Raw genomic sequence first — 13,177 nt, 5'->3', positions numbered from 1 at the left:
GATACCAAAACCATAACAAGTATTACGCCCTGCCTTTTGAAATCGATCACTTAGATTAAAAGTTTTTTTAATGTTAAGCCTTAAACTAAAAAGGCAGTTGGTTAACTCTCTACCGAAAGTGAATAGCTATTTATATTTATGCACTTTAGAAAGTATAAGCCCGGAGATATTTTTAACGATTATGCAAATAAGTGCGTAAAAATGCATCGAGCGAAAGTGGCTTTTGCTATTATTTTCTAAATCACTGCTTTTTTAGGTCGATGCGAGTATCACATTTTCCCTGAAATAAGCTTTTGATAGTGTTGCCATCCTTGATCGCCCGCAATGCCTTGGGACTGAACCGCACTATGCGTGATCACCGATTCATCCTCTGGCAATTGACAAAAGCGCAATAGCGTGCTGAGTTGTTTTTCTGCTTTGCTAATCAAGCGTTCACCATCTAGATCGAACACGACGCCGGGCAATGTTTTGTCCCAATGCGCCATAAGGCTGTTGTAGGCATGCTGATAGTGTTCAAATTCAGTTAGCGAACAAAAATAAGGCTGATTGCCGGCAAAGCAGCGCTGATATACCGCCCATTTTACTGCGTTGGCCTCACGACGAACATTTATCACTTTGGCATGAGGGAACAGTTTATAAATCAGTCCTATGGATTGAAAGTTTGCAGGTAGTCTATCTATGATATGGGTGACTTCGGGATGAAACCTTTGATTACTATGACTGAGCGCATTAGCATCAAATTCTGGGTTCACAAACTGCTTGAGCCGATTGAGATAATGCTCTGCTAGATGATTGAGCTGCTCGGTACTCAGATCAGACAGGCTTCGTGGATAATGTTTAGCAGTAAGTTTATAAGCGGTCGTGAGTACATCGTCAGCTAAATAACTGCACTCCCCTGCACTGTCAACTTGTGGGTGAGCACACAACATCTGCTCAAGTCTTGAAGCGCCGCTGTTAGGCAAGCCTAAAATGAAGATTGGCGTAACATCAAATGTTTGATCACTTTGAATGGCCAACGCATCAGGCCCTGCAAAGGCTTTAATTAAATCAAAGTAAGCGGTTAACTCTGAGGTTGTCACTTTACATTGCTCAAACTGTGATCTATTGGCCTGTTTATAATGGGTTAACGCTTGGGCGTAGTGAGTTTGACGATGAAATTGGTTCGCTAAGGCGTAGTGAAGCCTCACCTTAATGCCATCGACGGAGCTGTGTTGGCGATAGTTTTTATCGCAAAGTTCTAGTAATGCATATGTCTGTGTTTGAATTTGACTATCGAAGTGGGCGTTAGCGCTTTGGCAAGTTAACGGCGCAACCTGTTGTCTATCGAATTGCACTTTTTGTAAGCAACTAAATGACAACAGGCAGTTAGCAAATAGCGATAACGCTTCTATGGAAAACAGATCGGTTGCATCAAGATAACGTTGGGATAATTGTTCAATAGCCAGCTTTAGATGTGCCTTAGCTTGTTCACTTTCCCCCATCAAAATTTGTTGCTGTGCCAATTGATAGCGCAGCGTTGCAGATTCCGGAACAACTTGGTTGGCGTAGTTAAGCACAGTTAGTGCATCTTCGTGAGCGTTGACCATATTAAATGCATCAGCAAGTAAACAGAGCGGCTTTATTTCACCGGACAAAAACTCACAGGCATGACTTAGGTGCTCAACCGCCGCATCCCCTTTTTTTGCCATCAATGCTAGCTGCCCTAACCCCATAAAGGCATAGCCAGTCTCTTTGCTGCTAGGCCGATTATGAGTCAGCTCGGTGAAGGTTTGCTCTGCTAATCGATATTCACCTTTGACCAAATATTGCTCTGCTTGCGATAAAGAAGACACACCCAATTTCCTTGTTCATCTCTTTTTATTAGCAACAACGACTCATCATAACACTGATTAATGTCAGTCAATTGCTTGCTAACAAGTGGTTCTACCATCATCCTTTTTCTATTAAACAATGTTAAGCGCTTGTTGTATATGGAAATGAAATTTTTATTTAGGCTAAACGAGTAACTTCAAAGCTTGCCCAACGTTGACAAAACTCCCAGCGGCGTTGCTTGCAGAAGTAAGTGGCCTGATAACGATTAAAACTAAGAAGAGAGTCGTTTGCTTGGTCAATAGCGTTTCTAAATGTCGCGTCAGAAGTATTTGGCACTGCGGCGGTTAACAACAAGATTAAGGCAAATAATGTCGTGGTAAAAAAAGCTAACAGATTTGCAAAGATGTGTGACAAACGCGTTCCCTATTCATTGACGTGAGTTATTACTATAGGGAACACGCATGTAAAAGGCAAAAGTGAACGGCTTCGACGCTGTTCTAGGTAGTCATGGCAACGGTTACAGCCTATAACCACAGCTACTTGTGCAGACTTTGATGAAAAGCATAGGTAAGTTGATTAAGTGGTGTTCGGTCTAGCGTGCTCTTACGGCTCCGACTGAACATCGAAGACTCTATAAACAACGCAAACCAGGCATTTAGACTTGCTGCATTATGCGCTTCGCCAGCGACACCTAAGGCCAATGCCGCAACCTCTGCTGTCCCTAACTGAAAGTCTCGACTGCCTTTACGTAAACCATATTTAGCTGCAGTTTCAGGTGTAAAAGATAGCATAGGTAAAGAGTGTAAATAGGGACTCTTATTAAACATCTTTATCGCTTCTCGCCAACTGCCATCGAGCAATACAAATAACGGTCGTTTGTTGACTCCCGCACTACAAGGCCCGATCGGTTCGACCTTTTCCACCACGGTTTGTCCAGGCTGTGCATATTCGCTAGGAAACACCAGATAGGCTTGATACTGCGGGTCGTTAAGTAGCGCCAATAATTTTCGGTTTACTTGGGTGCGTGACCAGATGTATGCATGGGTATCGGGCACTAAATCCGCGATTAAGCGTCCTGAATTGCTGGGTTTTAAGACCTCATCATCATACATGATCAACAAAAAACTGGCATTCGAGGTGAGCTGACGTCGAGATCCACAGGTGCAAAACTGTTTTGCTAACAGACAAGCGTCACAACGGACCAAGTTTTTACCACGCGCATTGTAAGGCCTGGTTGAAATTGCTTTTCTATATTGATAGCGCAGATGCACTGCGTGCGATGGAAAACCCATAGAGGTAGCGGTTGCCTTTAAAATTATTGAACGCTTTATATGTGCCATAATATCAGCCTACCATTGAATTTGTATAGCTTTGGTAAATATTAAACGCTGTCGCGGGTAGATGATTTAATGCAATTAATGATTTAGGTGTGAGATTTTTTGATGGTGCTACTAACGTCACAATTCACAAGCATAATCACATTATGAGCAGATAAGATACAAAAAGGCGGCTTCTAAACGAGCCGCCTTCCCTTTTCGTTAACCACCTACTAGTGGCTAAAGAATACGCCGTAGTAAAAAATCAGCTTTCAATCGACGAATACGATTCATGATTTTCCTCACCGGCGCAGGATAATCATTTAGCGTTTCAAGTTGACTGTAATGATATAGACGCTCAGTGTGTTCAAGAATATGTTGCTGCTCTTGTTCAAACTTATCCGTCCACGCATTTGATTCATCTTGCAGCAGTAGACCATTCTCTAAATCTAGCGCCCAAGCACGTGGATTGAGGTTAGAACCGGTAATAAGGTGCAGTCTATTGTCGGCGCTGATCCCTTTTAAGTGATAGCTATTGCGGCCGTGTTTCCACAAGTGAATATTTAACTGCCCCGACTCAATCGCCCACTGTTGGCGCTTGGCAAACTTGCGCAGCGATTGCTCATACATGTATGGCAATGCTCCGATAGTGGAAAAAGTTTCTTCTGGTGGAATAAAGAAGTCGTTTGATGTCTTATCACCCACCACAATATCGATCCGTTTCCCCTGCTTGAGATGCTTCGATAACGCTCTAGACAAAATATAGGGCGGATTAAAGTATGGTGTGCAGATAAACAGTGACTTAGATGACTGCGACACTAAATCTATCACCAGTTTATTGAGCTTGTTGCGTTTACGACCTAACCCGATAACCGGTGTGATACGGTTACCAATCTTTGTCGGTTTAAAATCATATTTAGCCTTGGCTAAACGCGCTTTTAACGTACGCACGTCTTGCTTATCCGGTAACTGCTCGCTCTCTTTGGGTTGAGTCAATGATGTTACGGCTTTATCGCTGACGATATAGTCTTGCACCATTTGACGCATTGAGCGGGCTAGCTCAGCAGATTCAATCACATGGTACCGGTCGAAGCGATACTTATCACCTTGGTGTAGGTAAATATTGTTTAAGCTTGCCCCGCTATATATTACCGTGTCATCAATAATAAAGCCTTTAAGGTGCAGTACGCCCATGAATTCGCGTGACTTCACGGGGACACCCAAAATCTTGATTGGGTGTTTGGCGGCTTCGATGACTTTGCGGTACATAAAATAGTTACCGCTATCGCCTTTGTGGCCAATTAATCCACGACGCGCGCGATGAAAATCGACCAATACAGTTACATCGAGCTGTGGATTATTGGCTTTGGCCTCCATCAGCGCTGTAAGTATTTCGCGCCCCGCTTCATCATCTTCAAGATAAAGCGCTGCTATGGTTATCGCAAATTTAGCCTTGGCTATCTGCTGCAATAATTCGGCTTTAAGTGCCGCGGGCGTTAACAACCAGCGAATGGCATCGGGTTGTAACGCAATTCCACCTAGCTTATCCAGCAAGGCATCCTCCTTTAAAAATGATGTCCATCACGATAGTAGTAACTTGGCGTTAATGCCGTGAACATGATTGAGATATGCTTCGCAGATGAATAAACCGATAATATGGCTTGGCGAATATCTTGCTCAACTACGTGATGCGTTTCAGGGGCTTTGGGAAACCAGAGCACTTCTACTTGTACAAAGTCTCTGTCTACCTCTCCGTGGCGATAACTAATACTAGGTACCCAATCAAGCGTAAAACCGTCTGCGCTGACATTACAGCGAGCGGCTAGCGTATCGAGAAGATCCCTGCTTAAGTCAATAACCGCCTCTTGCGGTAAGCCTCGCATACGAATGTGTGGCATCTCAACCCCGTCCCTAATCTTAAGGGGATAGAAATTACCGATTTAAACCCGATGGAGCAAGGTTTTTCTCCATTAATGAGATTGATAGCGAGGATTTTTGTTTCTAATTTAATCAAATAGTGATGCTTGGTGCTAATTTTAGCCGCTTGGTTGGATATTCAGCTGCAATCACGGCTTTTTGGGTCATAACCCATTACAATCGATCTAGGTCTATTGGGAAGGTGAAACATGAACATTAAAATCTTAATCACATTGGTTGTTACACTGGCGGCTGCTTGGGCAATTTTTCATTTTAAAGCGCAGCTGGGTTTATTCATTCTGCCGCTATTTATGGGGCTCGTCGTATTTGTTACTTTACGTTTATATCGTTTAATGGAAAAAGATGCGCCTTCACAAGATGACTAGAAATAACCATATCCATTTAGTCTAGCTACTGACGTACACTCATATCAAGTTGTTGAGATAGAGGGAAATGTTCATACTTAATCTATATCGCAGTGTTAAAAGGCATCCTACTGCCATGCGTAAAACACGCCATTATTTCGTTACAGCCCCAAGTTTAGCTGTCGCCTTTTTGTGTCAAGCCCCTGCATGGGGAAACGACTATTTTAGCAATCTCATGGGGATTATCGAGCCTCGACACTCTCAGGTAGCACTCAGCGCCACTGACCTCACGACAGGTGAATTGATCTATCAGCAAAATGCCGACACCTTGCTGCTGCCTGCAAGTACCCAAAAGCTGCTGACGGCTGTGGCTGCGACGGCACAGCTTGGCAATGGATTTAAATTTGATACTCAAGTGTTTTCCCACTTTCCTATTCGGCATGGCAAAATAGCTGGTGATATCTACATCACCTTTAGTGGAGATCCTACCCTGACAACGGATAATTTAAGGGATCTCTTTAAGCAGTTAACTGACCAAGGCTTGTATGAAGTGAGCGGTAATATTTACCTTGTCGGAGAACCTGGTGAGCAAACTAAGGCTCCTGGATGGGTATGGGACGACCTAGGCATCTGTTATGCAGCGCCTGTATCTGCATTCGTGATCAATCAAAACTGTATACATGGGCAACTCAGGCCTAAAATGGCGAGCAACGAAAGCCAGTTAAGTTTTGCAAGTTATCTTCCCGTAAGTTTATCGACCAGCGCAGTCTTTGATAAGCGGAAACAAGGTTCATTTTGTGAGCTTGAATTAAGCCGGCTGGCAAATAACACCTTTCACCTCTCCGGTTGCCACGCTGGCGACAAACCCATTAACTTAGCCATAGCCATCAACGATCCGGCGCTATTTGCCTCAAAGATGATTGAGCAGCTATTAAAGTCTTCACAGATACGCGTCAAAGGCAAAGTTAAAGTCAGCAGCAAACGGGCTAAATACCATAAGGTGATCGCAAGCCATAGCTCTGAAGCATTACCAGCTCTGGTTGAAACAATGCTACTCAAGTCAGACAATTTAATTGCAGATAGTTTATTTAAGGCAATTGGTAAATCCTATTTTGGAGAGCCTGCTAACTTTAGTCACGGCGCAAAAGCTGTTGAGCAAATTCTAACGGCTGCTGGTGTTGACTTGAGCCATTCGCAAATTGTCGATGGTTCAGGCCTTTCTCGGTATAACCTATTAACAGCCAATCAACTCTCGCAAGTGCTGATGCTCATTTATGAAGATAAGCGCTTTCAGGGACTAATTGAACAACTTCCAGTCGCAGGTATCTCTGGTACGCTCAGGTACAAAGCGCACTACAATAGAGCGCCATTAAAACAACGAGTGGTGGCAAAGACGGGATCAATGCAAGGTGTCGACAACTTAGCGGGGTTTATCTCGTTAAATCAAACTGGCAAGGCGCTGTTTGTGGTACTTGAAAATGGTCAAAGCCCAAAAACGAAACATGATCAAATAGCACCTTTTAGTGCGCTGTTTTTACAAACCTTATTGGATAGTGCCCCCTTATCGGCAAAAGAAGAACCGCCTCTAGATACGCCCATTCATCAAAATGAGTCTGTTAAACGACAAACTGAAGCTAAATAGGATTCATGTAACAAAAAGCCCAGAATGAAATGCTCATTCTGGGCTTTTTTTCTGCAGTGTTCACTTAAAAAAGCGATTCATCCATCGTCATGATAGTCGCATCGCCTGCCGATACCTGTGCCAGATGGTAATCGACTTTAGGTAGTAGCTTAGCTAAGTAGAACTGAGCAAGATGCTGCTTAGTTGCGGCGAACTGTGCATCTTCATGATTGCTGGCACGATCGGCCATTAATAACCAGAAGTAACCATAGACTAAGTGACCAAAGGCATCGAGGAAATCGACCGCACAAGCATTGATAAGCGCTGGCTGGGCTAACTTATTATCATTGACGCTATTAGCAACGTGGAGGAGCGCTTCGAACCTCGATGAAATCTGTGCCTTTTGCTCATCAGAAATAGATTCTAATGTTGCCAACGTATGCTGATGTTCAGTGACAAACTCTGTCAATGCAGCCACATTGTCACCTGTCGTCTTTCGACCTAGGAAGTCGATGGCCTGAATACCGTTAGTTCCTTCATAAATCTGGGCAATACGTGTATCCCGTACGAGTTGCTCAATACCCGTTTCACGGATATAACCATGGCCACCAAACACTTGCTGCGCCATAATCGCAGCATCGAGACCGCGGTCACTCAAAAATGCTTTTGCAACGGGAGTGAGCAATCCAACATAACGACTTGCTTTGGATTTAACCTCACCGTCACCATACTTGGCGAGGTCAAGCTGTTGCCCTGTGTATACCGAGAGTGCTCTGCCAGCTTCGGTATAACAGCGAATATTTAGCAGCATGCGTCTAACATCACCGTGTACCAAGATAGGATCGCTCAAGGCCCCAGTAGGTGAACCGCCTGCGGCAACACCTTGGGTACGCTCTTTGGCATAGTCTGCAGCCATCTGGTAAGCCGCTTGTGATGTGCCTAGCCCCTGAATACCGATAGCCAAACGCTCATAGTTCATCATAGTAAACATGCAGACTAAACCACGATTAGGCTTGCCGATAAGATAGCCCTTTGCATCGTCAAAATTCATCACACAAGTGGCAGAACCTTTTAGTCCCATTTTGTGCTCAATAGAACCGACTGTAACGCCGTTGGTTTCAGCGAGTTCACCGTTATCATCGACGTTAATTTTAGGGACTAAAAATAAGGATATGCCGTTTGAGTCTGGCAATTTTGCAAGGACCAAATGAATAACGTTCTCAGTTAAATCGTGGTCACCACCTGTGATAAAAATTTTGCTGCCACTAATAAGATAGCTGCCATCCTCTTGAGGGACGGCTTTGGTGCGTATGTTACGCAGATCCGAACCCGCTTGCGGCTCGGTCATGTCCATCGCACCAGCCCATTGGCCACTATAAAGATTAGGTAAATACTTTTGTTTAAGCGCGTCAGTACCATGGGCATTAATACACAATGCTGCGCCAGCCGTTAATGAACCATAAAGGGTAAAGGCGTTACAAGCGCTATAAGCCATTTCGTCGACTAAGACACCCAGCATTTTAGGCATACCCATGCCACCGAGTTCAGGTTCGCCACATAACCCTACCCAACCGCCTTCGGCATATTGGTCATATACCGCTTTGTAGCCGTCAGGTGTGATCACTTTATCACCTTGATGACGAACGCCTTGTTCATCGCCATTGCGGTTAATAGGATGAATAAGATCCCGGGCAATTTTGTTGGCTTCATCCATGATAGCTGCAGCGGTGTCCATATCAACAGCTTCGGCTAACGCAGGGATACTTTCCCAGGTTGTCGGTGCATCAAACACCCTTTCTAACAGGAATTTCATGTCGGCCAATGGCGCTTGGTAAGGGTTCATTTATTGACTCTCAAACGTAGGATTAAAACGGTTGTTTTAATTTAACCTAGATAGTCATTAGAATAAAGTCTTTTGTCTTAGATTATCGTGATTTGGCTTGCAGCCTGATATAAAAAAGCCCCGCTAGGTGCAGGGCTTATAAATAGTCATTACCACATGAGATCGTCTGGAATCACGTAGTCTGCATAGGGATCATCCTCTTCAACCACTTGTTGATTATCATCTTGTTGCCACAAATAGCCACACCAATCAGGAACCAATAGCTGTACCCGTTCGGCTAGTTTATGGGGAACTAGGTAGCTAACCTCTTCGTGGCGGACAATACCAAGTTGGCCACTAAGCAGTTGGTTTTGTAGTTTATCATTGACATAGAGCGAATAGATTTTAGTGCCCAAGGTGTAGTTAAATTTAACTTCCGCGTCTCTTGGTGTAGCAATCGCTAGACGTTTAAATTCGGTGATAAGCCCTCTTACCTGGCCTTTTTCTGTAGCCTCGGCAAAACGCTGTTCATTAAGTACTTTATCTTTCTCGGCTTGCTGACGCTTCTGATCGGCTATCTGTGCTTTTAGCGCTGCACTGCCATCATCAACTTTAGCCTTGCGGTCACGACGTTTTTGCGTCTTGGCATTTTGAACCTTTTGCTTACTCACTAAGCCCGCTTTTAATAATTGCTCTTGAAATGGGTTTGCCATTGTACTTCTCACTTTCGGTGATGGAACTTATGCCCATCGCTTTTCTATTAATAAAATTTAGCGCATTTGCGCCAACTTACCGAGTTCACTCATTGCCATACTTGCGCCACCTAATGACCAGCCGCCGTCTACAGGTAATACAGTGCCAGTAATGTAATTCGCCATTGGAGAGGCTAAAAACAGTGCCGCATTGGCAATATCTTGACACTGACCATTGCGCTGGAGCGGTACGCTTTGCGCTACGCGCTGTTGTAGGGCTTCACTTGGCGCCAATCGATTAAAGCCTTCGGTATCGGCAATGGGGCCAGGCACTAAAGAGTTAACTCTTATTCCTTCAACGCCCCACTCCAACGCTAAGCTTTTTGTCAACATATCAACCCCTGCTTTTGCAGCGCTGACATGGGCCTGCATTGGCATTGCAATATACGCTTGTGGTGCTGAGATCTGAATAATGCTCGCGCCAGGTCGAGTGAGCAACGGATAAGCTTGTTTTAATACCTGAAAACTGCCCAGTAAATCGATATCCATCACTGACTTGAAGCCGTTCTCACTCAAGTTTGCCGCAGTGGCTGGGAAATTACCTGCCGCACCACTGACCAAAATATCGATATGACCAAACTGCTCTGCCACATACGCAAAACCAGCTTTAACTGCCGCTAGGTCTCGCACATCAAAACTAACACCTATCGTTTTACCATGAGGGTTAGCAGCTTGTAGCTGGCTCACCGCATTGTTGACTTTATCTTGGCTGCGGCTAGCAACGGCTACATTGGCCCCCGCTTGCGCAAAAGCGATTGCGATGCCCAAATTGATGCCACTGGTTCCGCCGACAACAACGACGTTTTTTCCTTGGTAATCGAACATGTTAGCTCCATAGGTATTATTTGCGTTAATGCTCTAACCTAAGTGCTTTGAAAATTTAGTCAATCTATTTTAGCGAGTCATGAATCGCTTTGAGTGCAGCCAAAGGATCGGCAGCTTTAGTGATAGGTCGACCAATCACTAAGTAATCAGACCCAGCCAATAATGCCTCTTTAGGTGTCATCACTCGATGTTGATCCCCTTTATCAGCGCCTGCTGGACGGATGCCGGGAGTGACCAATTTAAACTCTTTCCCAAAGGTTTCTTTAAGCATGCTTGCTTCTTGTGCGGAGCAAACAATGCCATGCAAACCCGCTTGCTGAGTGAGTGAAGCTAAACGCTTTACATGCTCTGCGGCTGGCACATTGATGCCTAGTAGTTTGAGGTCATCATCACTCATCGAAGTCAATACGGTAACAGCAATCAGCAGTGGCGCTTTATCTCCGTATGGGGCAAGTGCTTTTTGCGCCGCTTCCATCATGGCGAGTCCACCACTGGCATGAACGTTTGTCATCCATACCCCTAACTCTGCAGCAGCAGTTACGGCTTTAGCGACAGTATTGGGAATATCATGAAACTTGAGATCTAGAAACAGATCGAATCCACGATTGTGGATCTCTCTCACTAAATCAGGACCAAATAGGGTAAACATCTCTTTGCCGACTTTTAAGCGACACATGTTGGGATCTAACTTATCAATTAGCTGCAAAGCTTCGGCTTTATTATCATAATCTAAGGCCACTATAATCGGTTTGTCGCTCATTTATCTCTCCTGTTGCTTTGCATTATTGTGTTCTACTCACCGTCTAACCCTTTGATTCGCTTAACTGTGCCCCAGCTTTTACAGGAGGGACAATGCCAATAAAGCGTGTGGGACGGGAAACCACACTCTACACAACGATAACTTGGACGAAATTTAATTTGTTGCTCAACTAGCTCGGCAAGCATATTTAAGCTTTTTTTCGCTTGTCCATCTTCCGCATGTTGAATCTGCATCTTCATCAGGTGTTGAAAACTTTTCATTGTTGGGTGACGATAAAGACCGTCTAGCACCAACTTTTCAGCATCTTGCTTCTCTCCCTGCTCAATCATATGTTGAGCAAGTGTGATGGCTACACTTGCTCCCGCGCCCAGCTCGATGGCTTCTCGCAATAGTTCTCGGTAAGCCTGTTGGTCGCTTTGTGCTTCATAAGCTTGTTTTGCCATTGCTAAGGCTTCGGGAAATAGCTCAATATCAGCCTCTTTTAAACGATGTAACATCTCTTTGGCACGATCAGTCTGGTGCTGAACCAAATAATGTTTGGTGGCATTTAGCAGCGCCCGGCCGCATTGACCATCCTGTTTTAGCGCTTGATTAAGCAATTTAATTTTTTGCTCTATATCTTGCTGCTCATCACTTAACTCACAATATAGATGCGCTGATAGGTGCTTTAATGCTTGCTGACGTTTGCGTTTTAGCGATTTGATAATGTCGAGGGCTTTTTGCCAATCTTTGGTGACTTGATAAATGGCAATAAGTTGATCTTCGGCTTCTTGGCTGTGATCTTCTTGGCGAACCAGATTAAGAAATATCTCTTCTGCGCGATCATAAAAACCCGCAGCTAAATAATCTTTACCTAGTTCCATCATAGCGATATCACGTTGCTCTGTGGTTAAGCTGGGTCTGGCGATGAGATTTTGATGAATTCGAATAGAGCGATCGACTTCACCGCGTTTACGAAACAGTGAACCGAGAGAAAGGTGGGTGTCTATGGTGTCATCGTCGACATCTAACATCGAAATAAACAGATCAACGGCTTTGTCAGACTCATTAGAGAGAAGAAAATTCAATCCAGTAAAGTAATCTCTACTCAGCTGTTTTCTCTTACTATTCTGTTTATGCCGTATACTACGGCGCCCCATATACCAACCATAACCGGCAGCAATAGGGAGTAACAGAAAAAGGATCTCTAACATATTAAGCGTTTAGTTCCTTAGTCTCAGGGCCGTTCAGTTGTTTCTTATCACTGGCCAGCGAACTTGGATTCTTAGCTTCAAATTGCTCTATACGCTTATTAGCTTGACGAAGTACCAGCTTTAACTTTGCAATGTGATACATAGCAAAAATCCAACTAACCAGAAACCCAGCTAGAAACACCACACCTAACACGACAGGAAGACGATACTCCCCTTGTGCAACAAAATAGCTGATGGTTACCAGTTGTTCATTGCGAGCACCAAAGACCAATGCTAGGACAAAAAATAGAGCGACAAGTATGGTCGCAATCAATGACTTCACGTCACACTCCATAAACGCGTTGTGGTTGGTTGATTATCTAAGAATTTTAGCTAACTAGCTAGCTATACCTAGAATTTAGACATAAAAAAACCTCCTTTCGGAGGCTTTTAAAACAATGTCATTTACGAGTTGATTGCATCAACGCGCTCACGCAGTTCTTTGCCAGGCTTAAAGTGCGGTACATACTTGCCTTCCAATTCGACTGATGTGCCAGTCTTTGGGTTACGACCTGTACGTGGTGCACGATAATGTAGAGAAAAACTACCAAAACCACGGATCTCTATACGATCACCGCCTTCCAATGTTGTCGCCATCTGCTCCAACATCTCTTTGATTGCACCTTCTACATCTTTTGCCGACAGCTGCGACTGCCTAGTGGCAAGTTTTTCGATCAGTTCGGATTTAGTCATCCTGTACCCTCTATAATCAAGCCAAACACAGTCACCTAACGGGGATGAAACATCCCCGAACT

14 protein-coding genes are annotated in these 13,177 nt (G+C 44.3%); 2 read left to right on the top strand and 12 right to left on the bottom strand.

All coding sequences use genetic code 11. The features are described from left to right. Positions 1 to 269: 269 nt before the first annotated feature. The 5 genes from BEL05_RS20415 to BEL05_RS20395 all read right to left on the bottom strand — a co-directional run bounded on the left by BEL05_RS20415 (position 270) and on the right by BEL05_RS20395 (position 5,026). Positions 270 to 1,832: a tetratricopeptide repeat-containing sulfotransferase family protein gene (locus BEL05_RS20415; RefSeq protein WP_069672235.1), complete on the bottom strand. Its 1,563-nt coding sequence runs from the start codon at positions 1,830 to 1,832 to the stop codon at positions 270 to 272. A 157-nt stretch (positions 1,833 to 1,989) separates the two neighbouring features. Continuing rightward, complete coding sequence (locus tag BEL05_RS20410; protein ID WP_069672234.1) at positions 1,990 to 2,226, bottom strand: hypothetical protein; 237 nt, start codon at positions 2,224 to 2,226, stop codon at positions 1,990 to 1,992. A gap of 122 nt (positions 2,227 to 2,348) precedes the next feature. After that, complete coding sequence (locus BEL05_RS20405; RefSeq protein ID WP_028763901.1) at positions 2,349 to 3,104, bottom strand: tRNA-uridine aminocarboxypropyltransferase; 756 nt, start codon at positions 3,102 to 3,104, stop codon at positions 2,349 to 2,351. Positions 3,105 to 3,368: 264 nt separating this feature from the next. Then, entirely contained in the window at positions 3,369 to 4,682 is a 1,314-nt protein-coding gene (gene pssA, locus BEL05_RS20400) for a CDP-diacylglycerol--serine O-phosphatidyltransferase (RefSeq protein ID WP_069672233.1), read from the bottom strand. 11 nt (positions 4,683 to 4,693) lie between these two features. Further along, a complete protein-coding gene (locus BEL05_RS20395; RefSeq protein ID WP_069672232.1) occupies positions 4,694 to 5,026 on the bottom strand; it encodes a DUF1904 family protein in 333 nt (110 codons plus the stop codon). A gap of 228 nt (positions 5,027 to 5,254) precedes the next feature. On the opposite strand from BEL05_RS20395, the gene BEL05_RS20970 reads away from it, so the two are divergent. Together BEL05_RS20970 and dacB are read left to right on the top strand one after the other, a co-directional pair. Next, complete coding sequence (locus tag BEL05_RS20970; RefSeq protein ID WP_139151927.1) at positions 5,255 to 5,431, top strand: hypothetical protein; 177 nt, start codon at positions 5,255 to 5,257, stop codon at positions 5,429 to 5,431. A gap of 115 nt (positions 5,432 to 5,546) precedes the next feature. Further along, positions 5,547 to 7,052 carry a D-alanyl-D-alanine carboxypeptidase/D-alanyl-D-alanine endopeptidase gene (gene dacB, locus BEL05_RS20390; protein ID WP_069672231.1) on the top strand — a complete coding sequence of 502 codons (1,506 nt, stop codon included), beginning with the start codon at positions 5,547 to 5,549 and terminating at the stop codon, positions 7,050 to 7,052. Between the two features lie 64 nt (positions 7,053 to 7,116). Here the strand turns inward: dacB and BEL05_RS20385 are convergent, their stop codons facing one another. From BEL05_RS20385 to ihfB, 7 genes are all read right to left on the bottom strand, one after another. Further along, positions 7,117 to 8,874 (bottom strand): acyl-CoA dehydrogenase C-terminal domain-containing protein, encoded by a 1,758-nt coding sequence (locus BEL05_RS20385; RefSeq protein ID WP_069672230.1) that lies wholly within the window; start codon positions 8,872 to 8,874, stop codon positions 7,117 to 7,119. A gap of 149 nt (positions 8,875 to 9,023) precedes the next feature. Next, positions 9,024 to 9,566 carry a DUF2058 domain-containing protein gene (locus BEL05_RS20380; RefSeq protein ID WP_028763897.1) on the bottom strand — a complete coding sequence of 181 codons (543 nt, stop codon included), beginning with the start codon at positions 9,564 to 9,566 and terminating at the stop codon, positions 9,024 to 9,026. Between the two features lie 57 nt (positions 9,567 to 9,623). Then, complete coding sequence (locus tag BEL05_RS20375) at positions 9,624 to 10,430, bottom strand: SDR family oxidoreductase (protein ID WP_028763896.1); 807 nt, start codon at positions 10,428 to 10,430, stop codon at positions 9,624 to 9,626. A 64-nt stretch (positions 10,431 to 10,494) separates the two neighbouring features. Continuing rightward, on the bottom strand, positions 10,495 to 11,190 hold the full coding sequence (gene pyrF, locus BEL05_RS20370) for an orotidine-5'-phosphate decarboxylase (protein ID WP_069672229.1): 696 nt from the start codon (positions 11,188 to 11,190) through the stop codon (positions 10,495 to 10,497). 32 nt (positions 11,191 to 11,222) lie between these two features. Next, the gene (lapB, locus tag BEL05_RS20365) at positions 11,223 to 12,383 is read right to left on the bottom strand and encodes a lipopolysaccharide assembly protein LapB (RefSeq protein WP_069672228.1); all 1,161 of its coding nucleotides are present in this window, start codon (positions 12,381 to 12,383) and stop codon (positions 11,223 to 11,225) included. A 1-nt stretch (position 12,384) separates the two neighbouring features. Next, positions 12,385 to 12,705, bottom strand: coding sequence for a LapA family protein (locus tag BEL05_RS20360; RefSeq protein WP_051413086.1), 321 nt, complete (start codon positions 12,703 to 12,705; stop codon positions 12,385 to 12,387). Positions 12,706 to 12,827: 122 nt separating this feature from the next. Beyond that, the gene (ihfB, locus tag BEL05_RS20355) at positions 12,828 to 13,115 is read right to left on the bottom strand and encodes an integration host factor subunit beta (protein ID WP_028763893.1); all 288 of its coding nucleotides are present in this window, start codon (positions 13,113 to 13,115) and stop codon (positions 12,828 to 12,830) included. Positions 13,116 to 13,177 lie beyond the last annotated feature (62 nt).

Origin of the sequence: Shewanella colwelliana, assembly GCF_001735525.1 — a bacterium.
GTDB lineage: Bacteria > Pseudomonadota > Gammaproteobacteria > Enterobacterales > Shewanellaceae > Shewanella > Shewanella colwelliana.
This window is presented reverse-complemented; position numbering and strand designations above follow the sequence as displayed.